Source organism: Microbacterium sp. (genome assembly GCF_040394595.1).
In the GTDB taxonomy this organism is placed as follows: domain Bacteria; phylum Actinomycetota; class Actinomycetes; order Actinomycetales; family Microbacteriaceae; genus Microbacterium.
On sequence record NZ_JBEBSA010000006.1, the window covers coordinates 49646 to 69985 of the forward strand.

The 20340-nt window shown below is 72.2% G+C and carries 17 protein-coding genes; 9 read left to right on the forward strand and 8 right to left on the reverse strand.

The features are described from left to right. Positions 1-23 precede the first annotated feature (23 nt). Together ABWO84_RS08970 and ABWO84_RS08975 are read right to left on the reverse strand one after the other, a co-directional pair. On the reverse strand, positions 24-2291 hold the full coding sequence (locus ABWO84_RS08970; RefSeq protein WP_353114182.1) for a glycoside hydrolase family 3 C-terminal domain-containing protein: 2268 nt from the start codon (positions 2289-2291) through the stop codon (positions 24-26). A 62-nt stretch (positions 2292-2353) separates the two neighbouring features. After that, a complete protein-coding gene (locus ABWO84_RS08975; RefSeq protein WP_353114183.1) occupies positions 2354-3835 on the reverse strand; it encodes a carboxylesterase/lipase family protein in 1482 nt (493 codons plus the stop codon). A 140-nt stretch (positions 3836-3975) separates the two neighbouring features. On the opposite strand from ABWO84_RS08975, the gene ABWO84_RS08980 reads away from it, so the two are divergent. Beyond that, positions 3976-4560 (forward strand): TetR/AcrR family transcriptional regulator, encoded by a 585-nt coding sequence (locus tag ABWO84_RS08980; RefSeq protein WP_353114184.1) that lies wholly within the window; start codon positions 3976-3978, stop codon positions 4558-4560. A gap of 10 nt (positions 4561-4570) precedes the next feature. Here ABWO84_RS08980 and ABWO84_RS08985 read toward each other — a convergent pair whose 3' ends face one another. The 4 genes from ABWO84_RS08985 to ABWO84_RS09000 form a co-directional block, all read right to left on the reverse strand. After that, positions 4571-5488 (reverse strand): DNA-methyltransferase, encoded by a 918-nt coding sequence (locus ABWO84_RS08985; protein ID WP_353114185.1) that lies wholly within the window; start codon positions 5486-5488, stop codon positions 4571-4573. Then, positions 5485-6534, reverse strand: coding sequence for a lipoate-protein ligase LplAB (gene lplAB / locus ABWO84_RS08990; RefSeq protein WP_353114186.1), 1050 nt, complete (start codon positions 6532-6534; stop codon positions 5485-5487). Before lplAB ends, ABWO84_RS08985 begins: the two co-directional genes overlap by 4 nt. A 95-nt stretch (positions 6535-6629) precedes the next feature. Further along, positions 6630-7493, reverse strand: a complete 864-nt coding sequence (locus ABWO84_RS08995; protein ID WP_353114187.1) for an alpha/beta hydrolase — start codon at positions 7491-7493, stop codon at positions 6630-6632. A 108-nt stretch (positions 7494-7601) separates the two neighbouring features. Continuing rightward, positions 7602-8330, reverse strand: coding sequence for a copper homeostasis protein CutC (locus ABWO84_RS09000; RefSeq protein ID WP_353114188.1), 729 nt, complete (start codon positions 8328-8330; stop codon positions 7602-7604). A 92-nt stretch (positions 8331-8422) separates the two neighbouring features. On the opposite strand from ABWO84_RS09000, the gene ABWO84_RS09005 reads away from it, so the two are divergent. From ABWO84_RS09005 to ABWO84_RS09040, 8 genes are all read left to right on the forward strand, one after another. After that, entirely contained in the window at positions 8423-8881 is a 459-nt protein-coding gene (locus tag ABWO84_RS09005; protein ID WP_353114189.1) for a MarR family transcriptional regulator, read from the forward strand. Positions 8882-8886: 5 nt separating this feature from the next. Then, positions 8887-10224, forward strand: a complete 1338-nt coding sequence (locus ABWO84_RS09010; RefSeq protein WP_353114260.1) for an MFS transporter — start codon at positions 8887-8889, stop codon at positions 10222-10224. A 4-nt stretch (positions 10225-10228) separates the two neighbouring features. After that, positions 10229-11422, forward strand: coding sequence for a multidrug effflux MFS transporter (locus tag ABWO84_RS09015; RefSeq protein ID WP_353114190.1), 1194 nt, complete (start codon positions 10229-10231; stop codon positions 11420-11422). A gap of 59 nt (positions 11423-11481) precedes the next feature. Continuing rightward, a complete protein-coding gene (locus ABWO84_RS09020; RefSeq protein WP_353114191.1) occupies positions 11482-13038 on the forward strand; it encodes a molybdopterin-dependent oxidoreductase in 1557 nt (518 codons plus the stop codon). A 71-nt stretch (positions 13039-13109) separates the two neighbouring features. Continuing rightward, entirely contained in the window at positions 13110-14069 is a 960-nt protein-coding gene (locus ABWO84_RS09025; protein WP_353114192.1) for an ABC transporter ATP-binding protein, read from the forward strand. Beyond that, positions 14066-15670: an ABC transporter permease gene (locus tag ABWO84_RS09030; RefSeq protein ID WP_353114193.1), complete on the forward strand. Its 1605-nt coding sequence runs from the start codon at positions 14066-14068 to the stop codon at positions 15668-15670. Before ABWO84_RS09025 ends, ABWO84_RS09030 begins: the two co-directional genes overlap by 4 nt. Before the next feature lie 41 nt (positions 15671-15711). After that, positions 15712-16221 carry a GbsR/MarR family transcriptional regulator gene (locus ABWO84_RS09035; RefSeq protein WP_353114194.1) on the forward strand — a complete coding sequence of 170 codons (510 nt, stop codon included), beginning with the start codon at positions 15712-15714 and terminating at the stop codon, positions 16219-16221. 49 nt (positions 16222-16270) lie between these two features. Then, entirely contained in the window at positions 16271-18130 is a 1860-nt protein-coding gene (locus ABWO84_RS09040; RefSeq protein WP_353114195.1) for a BCCT family transporter, read from the forward strand. A 43-nt stretch (positions 18131-18173) separates the two neighbouring features. On the opposite strand, the gene rocD is transcribed toward ABWO84_RS09040, so the two are convergent. Together rocD and ddaH are read right to left on the reverse strand one after the other, a co-directional pair. Then, positions 18174-19361, reverse strand: coding sequence for an ornithine--oxo-acid transaminase (gene rocD, locus ABWO84_RS09045; protein WP_353114196.1), 1188 nt, complete (start codon positions 19359-19361; stop codon positions 18174-18176). After that, positions 19358-20233, reverse strand: a complete 876-nt coding sequence (ddaH, locus tag ABWO84_RS09050) for a dimethylargininase (protein WP_353114197.1) — start codon at positions 20231-20233, stop codon at positions 19358-19360. The genes rocD and ddaH overlap by 4 nt, the downstream gene beginning before the upstream one ends. Between the last annotated feature and the right edge of the window lie 107 nt (positions 20234-20340).

Sequence of the window (20340 nt, forward strand, 5' to 3'; positions counted from 1 at the left end):
CGGCCCGTCCGTGCGGCGGCCCCTCAGGCGTTCGCGGCGGCGATCAGCTGCTCCACCTGCGCACGGTCGACGCTCATCCCGGGGAAGCCCGCCAGGCGCCCGATCGGGAACGAGGACATCATCTTCGCGATCGCCTCGTCGCCCATGATCCCGGCATCCATCGCGCCGTCCATCATCCCCCTCGCGGCAGCAAGCTGCTGGGCGACGAGCGGACCGGCGATCGGATGCGCGAGCACGTCCGCGATCGACGACTCCATGGTCAGGGGCAGCGACACCTCGTCTCCGGTGATCGCGACCTCGGCGACCGCGCGGATGTCGCGGCTCGATGCGCCCGCCTCGACACGGTACACGCCGCCCTCGACGACGAACCCGTCCACGCGGACGTCCCAGTAGGCGAGGTCAGCGCGCCGCACGGTCAGCGACACCGCGACCGTCCCGCCCGCGGGCACCTCGACCGAGGAGAACGCCTTCAGCTCCCGCGGCGCACGCTCCACGGCCGAGGCCGCCGGCGCGACGTACACCTGCACGACCTCGCGTCCGTCCCGCGATCCGGTGTTCGTGACCGGCACCGTCACCACGAGGTCCCCGTCCGCCTGCACCTCGGCCGTCGCGTCCCCATAGGAGAACGCGGTGTACGACAGCCCGTGGCCGAACGGGTAGGCCACCGGCATCCGGCGCGCGTCGTACCAGCGGTACCCGACGAGCACGCCCTCGCCGTACCGGACGTGCCCGAAGGAGCCGGGGAAGCTGCCGAAGGCCGGGGTGTCCTCCAGGCGCACCGGGATCGTCTCCGCCAGGCGCGCGGAGGGGTTCACCGCCCCGGTCAGCACGTCCGCCGTCGCAGAGCCGCCCGCCTGCCCGAGCAGCCAGGCCTCGACGATCGCCGGCACACGGTCGGCGAAGGGCAGTGCGACGACGGAGCCGTTCGAGAGCACGACGACGGTGCGGGGGTTGGCGGCGACGACCTCGTCGAGCAGGGCGAGCTGCACGGGCGGCAGATCGATGTGCTCGCGGTCGAAGCCCTCCGACTCCTCGGCGTCTGTCAGGCCGAGGAACACCACGACGACGTCCTGCGCCGCCGCGAGGCGCACGGCCTCGTCCCTCAGCCGCGCGGCGTCCGCCTCCGGGGTCGCGGGGTCGAAGGAGAAGCCCGGCGCGAACGCGACGCGCTGCGACCCCGCCGCCGCGGTGAGGGCGCCGAGCGCATCGTCGAGCCGGGTCGGGTTGATGTGCGAGGAGCCGCCGCCCTGGTAGCGGGGCGTGCGGGCGAACTCGCCGATCACCGCGATCGACGCCCCCTCGGCGAGAGGGAGCAGCGGGACGCCGTCGACCGGCTCGTTGCGCAGCAGCACGATCGAACGCCCCGCCACCTCACGGGCGAGCGCATGGTGGGCGTCGACGTCGAGCGGGCCCTCGGCTGCCGGGCGCCGCCGCGACTTCGCGACGAGGTCCGCGATCCGCCCGGCCGCGGTGTCGAGCACCGCGGGGGCGAGCAGCCCCGCGGAGACGGCGGCGACGATCTGCGCATCGGTCTCCCCGCCGCTGGCGGGCATCTCCAGGTCGAGGCCGGCGGCGAGCGCCGCGACGCGGTCGTTCACCGCGCCCCAGTCTGAGACGACCAGCCCCTCGAAGCCCCACTCGTCGCGGAGCACCCGGGTGAGCAGCCACGGGTCCTCCGACGCGTACACCCCGTTGATCCGGTTGTAGGAGCACATCACCGTCCACGGCTGCGCCTCCTTGACGACGCGCTCGAAGCCGCGGAGGTAGATCTCGCGCAACGGCCGAGGATCGACGTCGGAGCTCGCGCGCATCCGGTCGGTCTCCTGGTTGTTCGCGGCGAAGTGCTTGAGCGAGGAGCCGACGCCCTGCGACTGGATGCCGCGGACGAGTCCGGCCCCGATCGCGCCGGAGAGGATCGGGTCCTCCGACACGTACTCGAAGTTGCGGCCGCACAGCGGCGAGCGCTTGATGTTGATGCCCGGGCCGAGGATGACGGCGACGTCCTCGATCGCCGATTCGACACCGAGCGCGACGCCCACCCGCTCCGCCAGCTCCGGATCGAAGGTCGAGCCGAGCGCGGTCGCCGGCGGGAAGCACGTCGCGGGGACGCTGTCGTTGAGACCGAGGTGGTCGCCGGCTCCCGCCTGTTTGCGGAGGCCGTGCGGGCCGTCGGTGAGCATGATGCTCGGCACGTCACCGACGGCCTTGGTCGTCCAGAAGTCGGCGCCGCTCGTGAGCGCGGCCTTCTGCTCGACGCTGAGGGAGGAGACGGAGTCGGGGATGTCGGTCATGCGACGGCCTTTCTTGTCGGTGTCTGAGGCGGGTGAGGACGGATGCCGCGGAGGCCGGGCGCTCATCGCAGGGCCTTCACGGAGGCGTAGGCGTCGGGGAGGTCCTCCGACGGGGTGTCCCAGACCCGAGCGATCTCCCGGTCGTCCCAGCGCGGCCAGCCGGGCTCGCCGCGCTCGGCGAACGACACCGCGGCCGCATGCACCTCGTCGGCGAGCCCCTGCGGCGCCGCGGATCCGGCCAGCGGCTCGATCGCGGGGCCGTCGAGGCAGTCGAAGAGGAACGGCACGTCCAGGCAGTGCTCCGCGAAGCCGAAGCGTCCCGAGGGCCAGGAGAACCGGTAGGCCCAGGTGGGGGCGTCGCCGCGGTCGGCGAGGATCCGCAGCACCGCCACCCGGAACATCCGATCGGTCAGCAGCCTCCCCGCGAGCCGGGTCTTCCCGAGGGCGGCGACGTCGGCGTTCGCCGCGAGGTACTCTCGGCGTGCGGACCGGGGCAGCCCGAGCTTGCCCAGCAGGATCCCGCGCGGCACCCACCGCAGCGCCTTCCCGGCATCGGCGAGGGCCATCGAGAACTCGTCGTCGGTCGCGCCGAGCACCAGCGGAGTGCCGGCGCCCACACCCGCGCGGAGCGATTCCGGTGTGGGGCGACGGATCAGGTCGCCGTCGACGGCGGGGCCGAGCGGCAGGCCCTCGTCGATGATCGTGCTCATCGACGAGGGATCGAGGGCGGTGGCCTTCTTCTGCAGCTCGAGCACCCGCTCCTCGCTCAGCGAGGAGAACCCCGCCCGCGTCGGGGCGATGCCTCCCGCGGCGGCGAGCTCTCGCCCGAACGCCTCGGCTCGCTCCGCGGAGACGTCGGCGAGCGCACCGGAGACCGCGTAGACGCCGTGGAAGAGATGCTGGGCGGCCTCCATCCCGAGCAGGGTGAGCACGGCGCCGCCGCCCGCCGACTGCCCGGCGATCGTCACGCGGGAGGGGTCGCCCCCGAAGGCCGCGATGTTCTCCTGCACCCATTCGAGCGCGAGCAGCCAGTCACGTACACCGCGGTTGGACGGGGCGTCCTCGATCCACCCGAAGCCGTCGAAGCCGAGCCGGTACGAGAGGGAGACGGTGACGACGCCGTCGCGGTTGAAGTTGCGACCGTCGTACCAGGGGCTCGCCGGGGAGCCCGCGAAGTAGCCGCCGCCGTGGATCCACACCAGCACCGGGAGTCCCGCCCCCGGCCCGGCGCTCCCCGGGGACGGCGTGAACACGTTGACGTTGAGCGTCGACTCACCCGGGACCGACGGCTCCGGGATCAGGGTGACACCCGGATCGCCGCGCTGCGCGGTGGGGGCGAAGGCCAGCGCATCGCGCACGCCCCGCCAGGGGGCCTTCGGCACGGGAGCGGCGAAGCGCAGCTCCCCCACCGGAGGCTCGGCGAACGGGATGCCGAGGAACGCCGCCGAGCGCGGAGCGCCGCGTCCGCCGGTGGTCGGGCGCCAGGCGCCGCGCACCCGGCCGGCGGCCGTCTGCACCTCGACGTAGTCGGTCTGCGTGTCCATCGCGTGCTCCTCGGCGAGCGGGTCCGGCGAAAACCGAACACTGTTCGTTATTCATCGACATGCTCGCAGATCGCCGCCGCCCGCGCAAGGCATTCACGAACATCGTTCGGTTTCTCACCGCGCGCGGCTACGCTGAGGGGATGGCCGGACGAGCTGTGTACGCGAAGGGCATCGCCAAGCGCGAGGAGATCCTCGGCGCCGCCCTCGCCGTCGTGGCCGCCCAGGGCTATCGCGGCGCGTCGGTGCGCGACATCGCCGACGCCGCCGGGCTGAGCCCCGCCGGGCTCCTGCACTACTTCGGCAGCAAGGAGGAGCTGTTCGTGGCGATCCTCCAGGCCCGCGACGAGCACGACCTCCGCACCTACGCCGACCAGGATGCGACGGCCGCGTTCCTCGCCGTGATCAGGCACAACGCCTCGGTGCCCGGCCTCGTGCAGCTCTACGCCCAGCTCGCCGCGGCCGCCGGCGACCCCGCGCATCCGGCGCACGCGTACTTCCGCGAGCGCACCGCGCTCCTCGAGGAGCCCTTCCGCGAGCTGTTCGCCGCCGCGCAGGAGCGCGGGGAGATCCGCGACGACGTCGACCCCGGATGGATCGTGCGAACGCTCCGCGTGCTCGCCGACGGCCTGCAGAGCGCGTGGCTCGTCGATCCCGGCATCGACATGCCCGCGCACATCGAGCAGTTCCTCGCCCTGCTGCGCCCGCTCCCCGCCACAGCGCGCTGAGCGCCCGCCGTCACCCCTCGCGAAGGCTCGCGTGCGGAATCCGTGCGCGCATCACGCGGATCGCCTCGGGGTTCACGTCCACGAGCACGGCGTCGCGGCCGAGCGCCGACGCCACCGCGCCCGTCGTCCCGGAGCCCGCGAACAGGTCGAGCACCCGATCACCCGGCCGGCTCGACGCCCGCACGATGCGGCGCAGCACCCCCTCGGGTTTCTGCGTCGGGTATCCGGTCTTCTCCCGCCCCGTGGTCGGCACGATCGTGTGCCACCAGACGTCGGTGGGGAGCTTCCCCCGGGCCGCCTTCTCCGGGGTGACCAGCCCCGGGGCCATGTAGGGCTCGCGGTCGACGTCATCGGCGTTGAACACGTGCTTCCCGGGGGTCTTCGCGTAGACGAGGATCGTGTCGTGCTTGGTGGGCCAGCGTCGTCGCGATTTCGCCCCGTAGTCGTACGCCCAGATGATCTCGTTGAGGAACGCGTCGCGCCCGAAGACCGCGTCCAGCATGACCTTCGCGTAATGGGCCTCACGGTAGTCGAGGTGCAGATAGAGCGTGCCGTCATCGGCGAGCAGCCGCCAGGCCTCGGCGAGGCGCGGCATGAGGAAGTCGCCGTAGTCGTCGAACCGGTCGTCGTAGGCGTGGAGGAAGCTGCGCACCCTCTCATAGCGGTGGCCGTGGAATCCGTGGCTGATCTCCACCGCGCCCCGCCCGGCGTCGGGCTCGGCGTCCTCGGCATCCGCGTCGGTCCGGCGCACGCTGACGTGCTGGCGCTCCTGGGTACGGCCGGTGTTGAACGGCGGATCGAGGTAGACGAGGGTGAACGAGCCGGACTCCAGCGTCGCCGCGACCGCCAGGTTGTCGCCGTGCACGATCTCCACCGCGCCGGGTCCGGCGGGCGCGAGGGTCTCCGGACCCGCCGAGAGGTCGGTCACGGCACCCGGTGCAGCCAGGCGTCGGTGGCGAACTTCGACACGACGAGCGCCTCCGCATCCGCGTACTCGTCGGCGCTGATCGATCCGTCCTCGGCGCCGGTCAGCGAGCGGAAGGTGTCCTTGAAGCGCTCGATGATCTCGGCCCGGGAGAGGCCCGTCTGGCTGCGGAGCGGGTCGACGCGCTTCGCGGCCGACACCGTGCCCTTGTCGCTGAGCTTCTCGCGCCCGATGCGCAGCACCTCGGTCATCACCTGGCCGTCGATGTCGTACGACAGGGTGGCGTGGTGCAGCACTCCGCCGTTGGCGAGGCGCTTCTGGGCGGCGCCGCCGATCTTGCCGGTGGGCGAAGCGATGTCGTTGAGCGGCTGATAGGTGGCGTCGATGCCGAGCGACCGCAGCGCCTGCAGCACCCAGTCGTCGAGGAACGCGTAGGAGTCGGCGAAGGTCATGCCCTGCACGAGGGATGCCGGCACGTAGAGCGAGTAGGTGATGATCTGCCCCGAGCCCATGAGCATGGCGCCCCCGCCGGAGATGCGGCGGACGACGTCGAATCCGTGCTTCGCCGCCCCCTCGGGGTCGACCTCGTTGCGGTACGACTGGAAGGAGCCGATCACCACGGCCGACTCGTCCCACTCCCAGATGCGCAGGGTCGGACGGCGGCGCCCCTCCCCGACGCGGCCGGTGAGCACCTCGTCGAGGGCGAGGTTCATGCGCGGCGACACCGCCTCGTCGTGGACGATCTCCCAGTCGAAGTCGCGCCAGCCGGGGGCGGTCACCAGAGCCCGGCGCACCGCGGTGCCGACGGCCTCGGGGGAGAAGCCCAGCAGCTGCGCCCCCTCGGGGAGGGCCGCGCGCACCGCGGCCGCGATCGTGGAGGCGTCGGCCTCGACGGGCAGCCCGTCGACTGCGCGGTTGATGTCGTCGAGCGCGGTGTCCGGCTCGAGGAAGAAGTCGCCCGCGAGCCGGAACCCGCGGATGCGCCCGTCCACCGCCTCGAGGTCGACGACGACGAGCTTGCCACCGGGAACCTTGTACTCACCGTGCATGGCTCCAGCCTAGAGCGAAGACCCGGGGCTCCGGCCCGCTCGTCGAGCGAGGACGCGCCGCACCCGAGACGAAACGCCCGCCGCCCCGAGCGCCCTCAGCGACCGGACGGGAAGTGCTTCTCGAGCCAGGCGAGCACGTCGCCGCGCACCTGTTCCTGCTGGAGCTCGTTGAAGATCTCGTGCCGGGCATCCGGATAGACGAGCGTGGTCACGTCGGTGAGACCCGAGCGCTTCCGGTAGGCGTCCGCGAGCTTGTGCACGCTCTTCGGCCCGCCGACCGGATCGTCCCGGCCCACGAGGAGGAGCAGCGGCACGTCGCGGGCGAGCCGCTTGCGCGGGCGCCCGTACATCCGGGCGGCCTCGACGGGTCCGAAGAGGGTGAGCAGCGCGGTCTCGGTCGTCAGGGGATCCTCGTGGAAGGACCTCCACACCTCGGGGTCGCGCGAGAGCCATTCCAGTCCTGTCGCGTCCGGGGTCTTCCAGCGCGCGTTGAGCGGCAGGGCGTTCATGTCGGCGGGTGTGCGGTACGCGGAGCCGCTGAGGATCACCGCGTCATAGGCCTCGGGATGCTCGTTGAGCAGCATCTGCGAGAGGAACGAGCCCCAGGAGTGCCCGAGCAGCACGAGCGGGAGGTCGGGGTTCTCCGACCTGATGATGCCGGTGAGCTGCCAGAGCGCCGCGACGGCGGCGCGCATCCCGCCCTTGCCCAGGCGTCCGAGCCGCTCCGGTCCGCCGTGCTGGCGGATGCCGGTGCGACCGTGTCCGCGGTGGTCGTCGGCGTAGACGTGGAACCCCGCGCCGGTGAGGGCGTCGATGAGCGCGCCGTACCGTCCGGCGTGCTCGCCGACGCCGTGCAGCAGCTGCACGACTCCGCGGGCCTCCCCCTCCGCCCGGTACGAGTCGTAGACGATCGCGATGCCGTCCGCGTCGGTGAACTCCGCCGTCGTCGCCTCAGCCATGCCCCCGAGTCTACGGCTGCGGACGCCGCCGGTGCGGAGCGCGGAAGAGCATCCCCGGGCGCCCTCCCGGATGCGTTTCCGCGCACCGACAGGCGTCCCCGCCGCGTGTCACGGGCGCAGCGCCGCCACCGTGGCGATCGCGGCGGCGCGATCGGTGACCTCGTAGCCGCCGACCCCGTCGGAGGCCGAGCCCATCCGCACCCCGCCGGACGCGCTCACGGCGCGCTTGGCCGAGAAGTGCAGGGCGTCGACGCCGGTCGCGGCGATCTCCGCGGCGTTCGAGGCGTCCACCCCACTGCCCGCCATCACCTGGATGCGGCCGTCCGCCTCGCGGACCAGCTCCCGCAGGGTGGCCAGGCCGTCGATCGCGGCGGATGCGCCGCCCGACGTCAGCACGCGCCGCAGACCCAGCTCGCGGGCGACGCGCAGCGCCGCGAGGGGATCCGGGGTCACGTCGATCACGCGATGCAGCGTCACGGATGCGCCGCCGGCGGCGTCGACGAGGCGGACGAGGGCGTCGCGGTCGAGGGCGCCGGAGTCGTCCTGGCAGCCGATGACGACGCCGGTGGCTCCGTGGTCGAGCATGTGACGGATGTCGCGCGCCGTCACGGCGAGCTCGTCGTCGTCGTAGCGGAAGCCCCCGGCACGGGGCCGCACCAGCACGTGGACCTCCACCTCTCCGCCGGCGGCCTCGACGGCCAGCTCGACGGTCGCGGGCGACGGGGTCAGTCCCCCGAGGGCGAGCGCCTGGGTCAGCTCGACGCGTGCGGCGCCGATCTCCCGGGCGATGCGCACTCCTGCGGGGTCCTGGACGGCGAGTTCGAGAGCGATCGACATCCCTCCATTCTCCCCCGGCTCGCCCTCGCCCGCGGACCGGACAGGATCCGACGCTTCTCCCCGGCGAGAAACTTCGTTAGACTAACTAAGTAATGCCTGAACTCGATGCCGAACCCGAATCCGGCGCCGCGCTCCGGGCCGCCGCCACCGATCTGCGGCTGGCGGTCTTCCGGCTCGCACGACGCCTCCGCTGCGCCCGCGCGGTCGACGCGATGAGCGACGCGCAGCTCGCCGTGCTCGCCGCCCTCCGCACCCACGGCCGCCACACGGTCACCGCTCTCGCCGAACGGGAGAGGGTGACGCCGCCCTCGATGAGCGCGATGGTCAACGGCCTCGAGGAGCAGGGGTACGTGCAGCGCACACCCGACGAGGACGACCGGCGCCGGGTGCAGGTCGAGATCACCGAGAAGGGCGCGGAGGTCGTCGCCGGGACCATCCGGGAGCGCGACGAGCTGCTGGCCGGCATGCTCGCCGAGCTGGACCTCTCCCCCGACGAGGTCGCCCTGCTGGGCGAGGCGAGCGCGCTGATGCGAAGGCTGGTCGAGCGATGAGCGCGATGTTCCGCTCCTTCGCCTCCTTCAACTACCGCGTGTGGTTCCTCGGCGCGCTGGTCTCGAACATCGGCGGCTGGATGCAGGCGACCGCCCAGGACTGGGTCGTGCTCACCGAGCTGACCGACAACGACGCCACCGCGATGGGCGTGACGATGGCCCTGCAGTTCGGGCCGCCGCTCGTGCTCGTCAGCCTCACGGGCTGGGTCGCCGATCGATTCGACCGGCGCAAGGTGCTGCTCACCACGCAGGCCAGCCTGATGGCGCTCGCGATCGGCGTCGCCGTGCTGCTGCTCACCGGCGTGATGACCCTGCCGCTGATGCTCCTCTTCGCGCTCGGGTTCGGCATCGCCAACGCGTTCGACGCCCCCGCCCGTCAGGCCTTCGTGTCCGACATGGTCAGCCTGGAGGACGCCTCGAACGCGGTGGCGCTGAACTCCGCGTCGTTCAACATGGCGCGGCTGATCGGGCCCGCGATCGGCGGCGTGCTCATCGTCGCCCTCGGCTCGGGCTGGGTGTTCGTCGCCAACGCCGCGACCTTCCTCGCGATGCTCGTCGCCCTGCTGCTCATCCGCCGCCGCGAGCTGATCCCGCGCACCAAGGGCGGCCGCGGCGGCGGCCTGGCCGACGGCTTCCGCTACGTGTGGGCACGCAGCGATCTGCGCACCGTCTTCGCGATGGTGTTCCTCATCGGCGCGTTCGGCATGAACTTCCCGATCTTCGCGTCCACGATGGCGCTCGAGTTCGGCCGCAAGGCCGACGGCTACGGACTGCTCAGCTCGGTGCTGGCGATCGGCTCCCTCGCCGGAGCCCTGCTCGCCGCACGGCGCGATCGCGCCCGGGTGCGGGTGCTCGTCCTCGCGGCGGGAGGGTTCGGCGTGGCATCGCTCGTGTCCTCGACGATGCCCACGTACTGGACCTACGCGATCGTGCTGATCTTCGTGGGCTTCTCGACCGTGACGATGCTCACGACGGCGAACGGATACGTGCAGACGACCACCGATCCGCGGCTGCGCGGGCGCGTGCTCGCCCTCTACATGGCCGTCGTCATGGGGTCCACCCCGATCGGCGCGCCGATCGCCGGCTGGATCGTCGACGCCTTCTCCGCGCGCACCTCGATCGCCGTGGGCGGCATCGCCGGTCTGCTCGCCTGCGGGATCGGCGTCGGTTGGATGCTGTGGTCCGGCCGACTGCACCGGCAGGAGGACGCCCGGTTCCTGCTGACCCTCGACGAGACCCGCCCGCTGTCGGTCATCCGCGCCATGGAGCCGGAGACCTTCGACGAGCGCACCACCACGACCACCCCGATCCGCGTCGTCCGGCCGAAGCCCGAAGAGGGCTGACCCGGTGGCCGACGTCCGCCGCCGCTCACTGCTCGGCACCCTGGGGGCACTGTCGGCCTTCGGCCCGCTCTCGATGGACGTCTATCTGCCCTCGCTTCCTGAGCTGAGCGACGACCTCGCCGCACCGGAGGCGCTCGCGCAGTTCACCATGAGCGCCTGCATGATCGGGCTGGCGTTCGGACAACTGCTCTGGGGGTCGATCAGCGACCGCTTCGGGCGGAGGACGCCGCTGCTCTGGGCCGTCGCCGGATTCGCGGTCACCTCGGTGCTCTGCGCCTTCGCGCCCTCGATCCAGCTGCTGATCCTGTTCCGCTTCCTCGAGGGCCTGTGCGGTGCGGCGGGCATGGTGATCGCGCGCGCGATCGTGCACGACGTCTTCGAGGGCCCCGCGGCGACCGGCGGCTATGCGGCGCTCGCGGCGATCGCGGGCGCGGCGCCGGTGCTCGCTCCGCTGCTCGGTGGACTGCTGGTGACCTTCACCGACTGGCGCGGTGTCTTCATCGCCCTGGCGGTGGTCGGCGCGATCCTGCTCGCCGTCGCGGCGCTCTTCGTGCCGGAGACCCATCCGCCGGCGGAGCGGACGACCGGCGGGTTCGGCAACGACCTCCGCGCCATCGGGGCGACGCTCGGCAACGGCCGCTTCATGCTCGCCGCCGTCGTGCTCGCGCTCGCCTCGGTGGGCATGTTCTCGTACCTCCAGATGTCGCCCTTCGTGCTGCAGTCCGGATACCGGGTCGGGCCGCAGGGCTTCGCGCTGATCTTCGCGCTCAATTCGATCGGCATCGTCACCGCGGCCCAGATCAGCCGTCGGCTGGCGAGGAGGATGCCCGGCAACCGGGTGGTGCTCTGGTCGCTGTCGCTCGCGACCGCCGCCGCCGTCGCGGTGCTGCTCACCGCGACGCTCGGCTCGCCCCTGCCGTGGCTGCTCGTGCCCCTCTTCTTCGCGGTCGCATCGCACGGCGTGAACAACCCCACCCTCACGGCCCTCGCGCTCGGCCGCATCACGCACGGGGCGGGCTCGGCGTCGGCGGTGCTCGGCACGCTCACGCTGTTCCTCGGCGCGCTGATCCCCCCGCTCGTCTCGGGCGGCGGGGTGTCCGCGACGCTCATGGGCACGACCATGGCGTGCGCGTTCGCCTGCGCGCTGGCGCTGACGATCGGCGCCGGGGCGGTGCGCCGCCGCCGCGAGCGCGGCTGATTCTTACGACTTCGTGAGGATCCGGCACCGCCGCACCCGGACGCTCCTAACCTGAACCCGTGGACCATTCCGCCGAGGCGCCGCGACGCGGCCCGCTCGCCGCCGTCGCGGGCGCCGCCGCCGCACTCCTCGGCGCGGGCGCGGGCGAGCTGGGCGCCGCGCTGCTCGCCCCGGCGTCGAGCCCGTTCGCGGTGGTCGGCGGCGCACTCATCGATGCGGCCCCGGCATGGGCGAAGGACACCGCGATCGCGTGGTTCGGCACCTCGGACAAGATCGCGCTGCTCACCGGCATCGGCATCGTGACGCTGCTGCTCTCCGCTCTCCTCGGCCTGGCCGAGCTGCGCCTGCGGCACGTCGGCGCCACCGGCTTCGCCGCCGCGGGCCTGGTCGTGGCGCTCATCGCGCCCACCCGGGCGGATGCCGCCGCGCTCGCCTGGCTGCCCGCGCTGCTGGCCGGCGTCGTCGCCGCGGTGACCGCATCCCGGCTCGTGAGGATGCTGCGTGCGGAGATGACGGGCGACGGAGAAGGAGCCGCTCGCGCCGGGATCGACCGGCGGCGCTTCCTCGCCTGGGCCGCGGGCAGCGCGGCGGCGGGCGTGCTCGCGACCGTCGTGGGCGCCGTCGGTCGTGCGGGCTCCACCGCGGTGAACACCGTGCGGGAGGCGCTGCGACTGCCGCGGCCCGCGACCCCTGCTCCGCCGATCCCCGCCGGGGCGACGCTGGATGTGCCGGGACTGACCTCGCTGATCACCCCGAACGACGAGTTCTACCGGATCGACACGGCGCTCGTCGTGCCGACCGTCGACCCCTCGGAGTGGCGGCTGCGTATCCACGGCATGGTCGAGCAGGAGGTGACGCTCACCTGGGACGAGCTGCTCGCCCTCCCCCTCGTGGAGTCGGCCGCGACGCTGTCCTGCGTCTCGAACGAGGTCGGCGGAGATCTGGTGGGCAACGCCGTGTGGCTCGGCCACCCGATCCGCGAGCTGCTGGCCCGCGCCCGGCCCTCCGCCGACGCCGACATGGTGCTGTCCCGGTCGGTCGACGGCTTCACCGCCGGTACCCCGCTCGAGGCGCTCACCGACGGGCGCGACGCCCTGCTCGCAGTCGGCATGAACGGGCAGCCCCTCCCCCTCGCGCACGGCTTCCCGGTGCGGATGGTCGTGCCCGGCCTCTACGGCTACGTCTCGGCCACCAAGTGGGTGACCGAGTTGGAGGTCACGCGATTCGACCGGGCACGCGCCTACTGGACCGACCGCGGGTGGGCGGAGCGCGGGCCGATCAAACTGCAGTCGCGGATCGACGTCCCCAGGGAGGGCCGGGCGGTCGGCACGGGCGACACGGTGATCGCCGGCGTGGCCTGGCAGCCGGGCACCGGGGTCTCGGCGGTCGAGGTACAGATCGACGACGGACCGTGGCAGCGGGCCGACCTCGCCTCGGCGATCTCGCGGGACACCTGGGTGCAGTGGCGGCTGCCCTGGCGCGCGGAGAAGGGCGACCACGACATCCGCTGCCGCGCGATCGGCGCGGACGGGAAGACGCAGATCGAGCAGGCCGCTCCTCCGGCGCCGGACGGTGCGACGGGGTGGCATCGCATCCGGGTCTCGGTCGGAGGCTGAATCCGACCATCGGACAATTCACAGTTTCAAGTTTCTTCACGAATTTGTGAAATCGGCGTATGCTCAGCGGCATGAACACGATCATCCGCACCCGCGGCCTCGTCAAGCGCTACGGCCGCTTCACCGCGCTCGACGGCCTCGACCTCGAGGTCGACGAGGGGCAGGTGCACGGCTTCCTCGGCCCGAACGGCGCAGGCAAGTCCACCACCATCCGCATCCTCCTCGGACTCGCCCGCGCGTCCGGCGGGGAGGCGTCGGTCTTCGGCGAGGAGCCCTGGCACGCGGCGTCCCGCCTGCACCGGCGCATCGCCTATGTGCCGGGCGACGTGAGCGTCTGGCCCAACCTCTCCGGCGGCGAGGCCGTCGACCTTCTGGCCCGTCTGCGCGGCGCCGACACCAGGGACCCCGGCTACCGCGCCGAACGGAAGCGGCTCATGGAGGCCTTCCAGTTCGATCCGCAGAAGAAGGGCCGCTCGTACTCCAAGGGCAATCGGCAGAAGGTGGCGCTGATCGCCGCCTTCGCGACGCCCGCCGAGCTCTACATCCTCGATGAGCCGACCAGCGGTCTCGACCCTCTGATGGAGGTCATGTTCCGTCGCGAGGTCGCACGCGTGCGCGAGGCCGGGGCGACCGTCCTGCTGTCCAGCCACATCATGTCCGAGGTCGAGCAGCTGTGCGACCGGGTGTCGATCATCCGGGCCGGCACGATCGTCGAATCGGGCACGCTGTCCGAGCTGCGCCACCTCACCCGCACCGAGATCTCGTTCGAGGCCTCCGACGCCCGTGCGTTCGACGGGATCGCCGACGCGCACGACGGCACGGTGCAGGACGGCAGGGCCCGCTTCACCGTCGACAGCGACCGGGTCGCCGCGGTCCTGCCCGAGCTCGCGCGGCGGAACGTCTCCGGGCTGCGCATCGAGCCGCCCTCCCTGGAGGAGCTGTTCCTGCGGCACTACGGCGACGACCTCGCCGAGATGGAGAGCGGCGAGCCCGAGGCCGAGACGCGGCGCGCACGGAGGGCCGTCCGATGATCGCCCTCCTGCGCCAGCGGCTGCGGCGCGACCGCGTGCAGCTGCTGCTGTGGATCCTGGGCACCGCGGCCCTCGCCGCCTCCGCGGTCGCCGGCGTCTCCCAGTCGTACGGCGGCCCCCAGGATCGCGCGGCACTGCTGGCCACGGTCATGGCGAACCCCGTGATCCTGATGTTCCGCGGGCTGCCCTCCGGCGACGGCGAGGCGCAGGTCGCCCTGTTCCTCATCCTGCCCTTCCTGGCGATGCTGGCCGCGTTCATGAGCACCTTCCTCGCCGTGCGGCACACGCGCGCGGAGGAGGAGCAGGGGCGCGCCGAGCTCGTCTCCGCCACCCCCGCCGCACGGGTCGCCCCGCTCGCCGCGACGATCGTGCACGGCGCCGCGGCGAACATCGTGCTCGGCCTGATCGTGGCGCTGGTCTACATCGGATCGGGGTATGCGGCGGCGGGATCGATGATCTCCGGCCTGGCGGTCGCCGCGACCGGTCTCTGCTTCCTCGGGCTCGCCCTGCTGGCCGCCCAGCTCATGCGCACCTCCCGAGGCGCGAACGCCCTGACGGTGTGGGTGCTCATCGGCACCTATGTCATCGCCGGGTTCGGCAACGCCCTCGGCACCCCCAGCTCCGACCTCACCCGGATGCGCAGCAGCTGGCTGACCTGGCTCTCGCCGTTCGGCTGGGCGGAGAACACCCGACCCTTCGACGAGGATGCCGCCTGGCCCGCACTGCTCTGCCTCGCGGCGGGCGTGGTGTCCACCGCCGTCGCCTTCGCCATCCAGTCGGTGCGCGATCTCGGTGCCGGAGTGGTCCCCGAGCGGCACGGCCGCACCTGGGCCCCGGCGACGCTGTCCTCGCCGGTCGGACTGGTGTGGCGCCTCACCCGCGGCTCGGTGCTCGGCTGGGCGATCGGCGGACTGCTGACCGGTCTTCTCGCCACGAGCCTCGCCTCGGTCATCAACGAGGTGGGCACCAAGGTTCCCTCGGTGCAGAAGATCTTCGACGCCCTGTCCAAGAACGGCAGCCTCGACCAGGGCATGGTCGTAATCTTCTACATCATCGTCGGCGTGCTCGCCGCCTGCGCGGCCGTGCAGACCGTCTGCCGCGCCCGGCAGGAAGAGGCGCACGGCACGGCGGAGCCGGTGCTCGCCTCGGCCGTCGACCGGGTGCGCTGGCTGGGCGGATACCTGGCGATCGGTGTGCTCGCGGTCGTGCTGATCGTCGCCGCCGCGATCGCGGGCTCGGCCGTCGGCGCGGCGCGGAGCGACTGGTCCCTCGTGAAGGACGCCGCCGTCGCCGGCGCAGGACAGGCCGTCGCCGCATGCGTGTTCCTCGTCCTCACCGCGCTGATCTTCGTGCTGATCCCGCGGGCGACGATCGCCGCCGGATGGACGATCGTGCTCCTCGCGCTGCTGATCAGCCTGTTCGGTCCGCTGTTCTCGCTCCCGGACTGGCTCACCAGCCTGTCCCCGTTCGCGCAGACGCCGACCGTGGTGAAGAGCGGCATCGACCTCAAGGGGCTCTGGTGGCTGCTGCTCGCCGCCGCGGTCGGGCTGGGCGCCGCGCTCGGCCTGATGCGCCGCCGCGAGCTGCATCCCGCCAGCTGAGCGGGGCCGGCCACACCGGTGACGGATGGGAGGATGAGAGGATGACGACTGACGACGCCCGTGGGACGCCGCCCGCCGTCGACGCCGAGCACCGGGGCATCGACGCCGCGGAGGACGCGGCGGCCATGATCGCCTCCGTCGGGTTCCCGCGGATGCCGGGACGCGTGCTCATGGCGCTGATCGCGGCGCCGGCGGAGGGGTACACCGCGAGCGATCTCGCCGAGCGCCTGGGCGTGAGCGCCGCGGCGGTCTCGGGAGCCGTGCGCTACCTGCAGACGATCCAGGTGATCCGGCGGGTGTCCCGCCCCGAGGAGCGCCGCAGTCGCTACGTCATCATCGCCGACACCTGGTACGGCCTCATGGCGAACAACGGGCCGATCTACGAACGCCTCGCCGCCCACATCGAGGCCATCGGCGCGGCGCACGCGGACGACCACGCCGCCCGTGACCGCGCGACGGAGATGGCCGAGTTCTTCCGCTTCATGGCGGCGCGGATGCCCGAGCTCGTCGAGGAGTGGGAGCGGATGCGCGGACGGCGCCCGGCCTCCTGACCTCCCGGACCCCGTTGCGCCGGGGCCGCACCCGGATAGCGTGGAGGGTATGAGCGGACAGAGCGAGGCCCGACGACCGGACGACGCCGCGAAGACAGCGCAGCCCCAGGTGCTGCGCTGGGTCTTCTGGCCCGCGGCGGTGATCGTGATCGCCTTCGCCGCCTTCGCGCTGCTCGCGCCGGGGATCGCGGAGGCGATGTTCCGGTCGGTCCAGACCACGATCGTCAACGCGTTCAGCTGGTACTACGTGCTCATCGCGGCGTTCTTCGTGGCGTTCTGCCTCTTCCTCGGCTTCAGCCGGTTCGGGGACATCCGGCTGGGCCGCGACGACGACGAGCCGGAGTTCTCCCTGCCCAGCTGGTTCGCCCTGCTCTTCGCCGCGGGCATGGGCATCGGCCTGGTGTTCTACGGGGTGAGCGAGCCCCTCTCGCACTTCGTGTCGCCGCGCCCGGGCGTGAGCGGCACCCCCGAGCAGCTCGCGCAGCAGGCGCTCGGGCAGACGTACCTGCACTGGGGCGTGCACGCCTGGTCGATCTACGTGGTGATCGGCCTCGCCCTCGCCTACGCGATCCACCGGAGGCGGCGGCCGATCTCGATCCGCTGGACTCTCGAGCCCCTGCTCGGCAAGCGCGTGGCCGGGGGCTGGGGGCACGCGATCGACGTCGTCGCACTCGTCGGCACCCTGTTCGGCGTCGCGACGTCGCTCGGTCTCGGCGTGCTGCAGATGAGTGCGGGGCTCAACGCCGCCGGCATCGCCGACCCCGACGAGGGCACCCAGGTGGTGCTCATCCTCATCATCTCGGTGTTCGTGCTGATGTCGGTGCTCTCCGGGGTGTCCAAGGGCATGAAATGGCTCTCGAACATCAACCTCGCCCTCGCCGCGGTGCTGGTGATCTACCTGCTGGTGATGGGACCCACGAGCTTCCTGCTGCGCGAGTTCGTGCAGTCGCTGGGCTTCTACATCCAGAACTTCGTGGGGATGTCCTTCAACGTGAGCGCCTTCCAGGGAGAGGCAGGAGAAGCCTGGCAGGCCTCCTGGACCTCCTTCTATTGGGGCTGGTGGATCTCGTGGGCGCCGTTCGTCGGCATCTTCATCGCCCGAGTCTCGAAGGGCCGCACGGTGCGGGAGTTCGTCATCGGGGTGATCCTCGTACCGACCCTGCTCGGGGTGCTCTGGTTCTCGGTGCTCGGCGGCTCGGCCCTGGCGATCGAGCTCGCGAACCCGGGCACGCTGGTCGCCGCAGACGGCTCGGTCGACCTGCAGGGCGCGCTGTTCGAGCTGCTGCAGCACGTTCCGGGGTCGGCGATCATCAGCGTCGGCGCACTCCTGCTCATCGCGATCTTCTTCATCACCTCCGCGGACTCGGGCGCGCTGGTGATGGGGATGATCGCGACCGGCGGGCAGCCGGAGCCGAAGCGCTGGGTGCGCACCTTCTTCGTCGCGGTCACCGCCGCGCTCGCGATCGCCCTGCTCCTCTCGGGCGGGCTGACGGCGCTGCAGACCGCGGCCATCACGATCGCCCTTCCGTTCAGCATCGTGCTGCTGCTGATCTGCTGGTCGACGGTCGTCGCCTTCACCCGTGAGAGACGCGCCTATGCGCGGGCGGAACGCGCGCAGCTCATCGACCGCATCGGCGAGTACTACGGGCTGGAGGTGGAGGCCCACGACGAACGCGGGGTGATCGGCGCACAGCCCCGGTGGCTGCGCAATCTGCAGCGCCGGTTCGGGCTCCCGGTCGCGCCGACCGCGCCGATCCGCATCCCTCCCGAGATCCTCGCAGCCGAGCTGCACAGCGATCCGGCGCCGGCGACCCTCGACGTGGACGAGCTCGTCTCGGACGACGAGCTCCGCGGGCTGGACGACCCGGATGCCACGCCGCAGGACGCCGGCCCGTTCCTGAAGGACTGACGGTCGTCGGGCGAGCGCTGCGCTCCCTCGACGACCGCCCGCCTCAGCCCTCCAGCACGAGGCGGAGCTGATCGACCGCCCAGTCGAGCTCGGTGGCGCGGATGACCAGCGGCGGCGCGATGCGGATGGTCTGCCCGTGGGTGTCCTTCACGAGCACGCCGCGCTCCATGAGCTTCTCGGCGACCTCGCGACCCGTCCCCTTCGCGGGGTCGATGTCGACGCCCGCCCAGAGCCCCGCGATGCGCACCTCCGTGACGCCCGCGCCGACCAGCGGGGCGAGCGCCTCACCGAGGTGGGCGCCGAGGGCACGGGCGCGCTCCTGGAACTCGCCCGTCTCCAGCATCTCCACCACGCGCAGGCCGACCGCCGCGGCCAGGGGGTTTCCACCGAAGGTGGAGCCGTGCTCGCCGGGACGGATGACGCCCAGCACGTCGCGGTCGCCCACCACCGCGGAGACCGCGAGGATGCCGCCGCCGAGCGCCTTGCCGAGCAGGTAGAGGTCGGGCACGACGCCCTCGCGGTCGCAGGCGAAGGTCTCGCCGACGCGCCCGAGCCCCGACTGGATCTCGTCGGCGATGAACAGCACGCCGCGCTCGTCGCAGATCTCGCGGATGCGACGGAGGTATCCCTCCGGAGGGATGATCACCCCGGCCTCGCCCTGGATCGGCTCGACGAGCACCGCGACCGTGTCGTCGGTGATCGCGGCCGCGATCGCCTCGGCATCGCCGAACGGCACGGGGTCGAATCCGGGCGTGAACGGGCCGAAGCCCGCCCGCGCGCTGTCGTCGTCGCTGAAGCCGACGATCGTGGTCGTGCGGCCGTGGAAGTTCCCGTGTGCGACGACGATGCGCGCCCGCCCCTCCTCGACGCCCTTCACGCGGTAGCCCCAGGCCCGTGCGACCTTGATGCCGGTCTCCACCGCCTCAGCGCCGGTGTTCATCGGCAGCACCAGCTCCTTGCCGCAGAGACGGGCGAGCGCCTCGGCGAACGGCTCCAGCCGGTCGTTCATGAAGGCGCGGCTGGTGAGGGTCACCCGGCCCAGCTGCTCGGTGAGCGCGGCGACGACCGCCGGATGCCGGTGGCCGAAGTTCACGGCCGAGTAGGCGGCGAGCAGGTCGAGGTAGCGCCGGCCGTCGGCGTCCGTCACCCATGCGCCCTCCGCGCGGGCGACGACGACGGGCAGCGGGTGGTAGTTCTCCGCGACGTGCGGCTCGAGTGCGGCGCCCATCATGCGCCGCGCAGTTCCAGCGTGCAGCACTTGATGCCGCCGCCGCCGAGCAGCAGCTCGGACAGGTCGATCATGATGGGGTTGTAGCCGCGCTCGCGCAGCTGCTTCTCGAAGCCCGTCGCCCGCGGCGAGATGATGACGTTGTAGCCGTCGCTGGCCGAGTTCAGCCCGAAGACCGCACCGTCGGCGTCGGCCACGCGGATCGCGTCGGGGAAGCGCTCGGCGAGGATCCGCTGGGACTCCTCGTCGAAGGCGTGCGGGAGGTAGGCGATGTTCGCTCGCTCGGGACCGCCGTTCCCGACGCCGACCACGGGGTCGAGGATCGTCAGCGCGGTGTCGAGGTGGTAGAACCGGGGGTCGACGAGGTTCAGCGAGACGACCTCGCGGCCGAAGACCTCGCCCACCTCGCGGTGGCTGTCGCCGGTCGACCGGAACCCGGTGCCCGCGAGGATCACGTCTCCGGCGAGCAGGAAGTCGCCCTCGCCCTCGTTGACCTCCTCCGGCTCGACCGTGTCGAAGCCGTTCGCGCGGAACCAGTCGGCGAAGGCGGGGGCCTCGCCCTGACGCTCGATGAAGCGGAACTTCGGCACGTAGGCGCGTCCGCCGATCACGAAGCCGCCGTTGGCGGTGTACACCATGTCGGGGTATCCGGCCAGCGGCTCGATCAGCTCGACCTCGTGCCCCAGCTCGATGTAGAGGTCGTGGAGCGTCTGCCACTGCGCGACGGCCTTCGCGGTGTCCGTCGGGTTCGCCGGCTCCATCCAGGGGTTGATCGTGTAGCTCACGGTGAAGTGCTCGGGGCGGCACATCAGATAGCGGCGGTGGTGCGCGGTGCGGGCCGGCGTGGCGATCGTCGAGGTCTCAGGCGTCGACATGGGTGCTCCTCTGAATCAGGATGCGGCGGACGCTGTCCAGGGGCCCGGCGGTCCTTCGACCCTTTCACTGTGCGCGGGGAAGATGCGACTCGGGCACGCCGGATCCA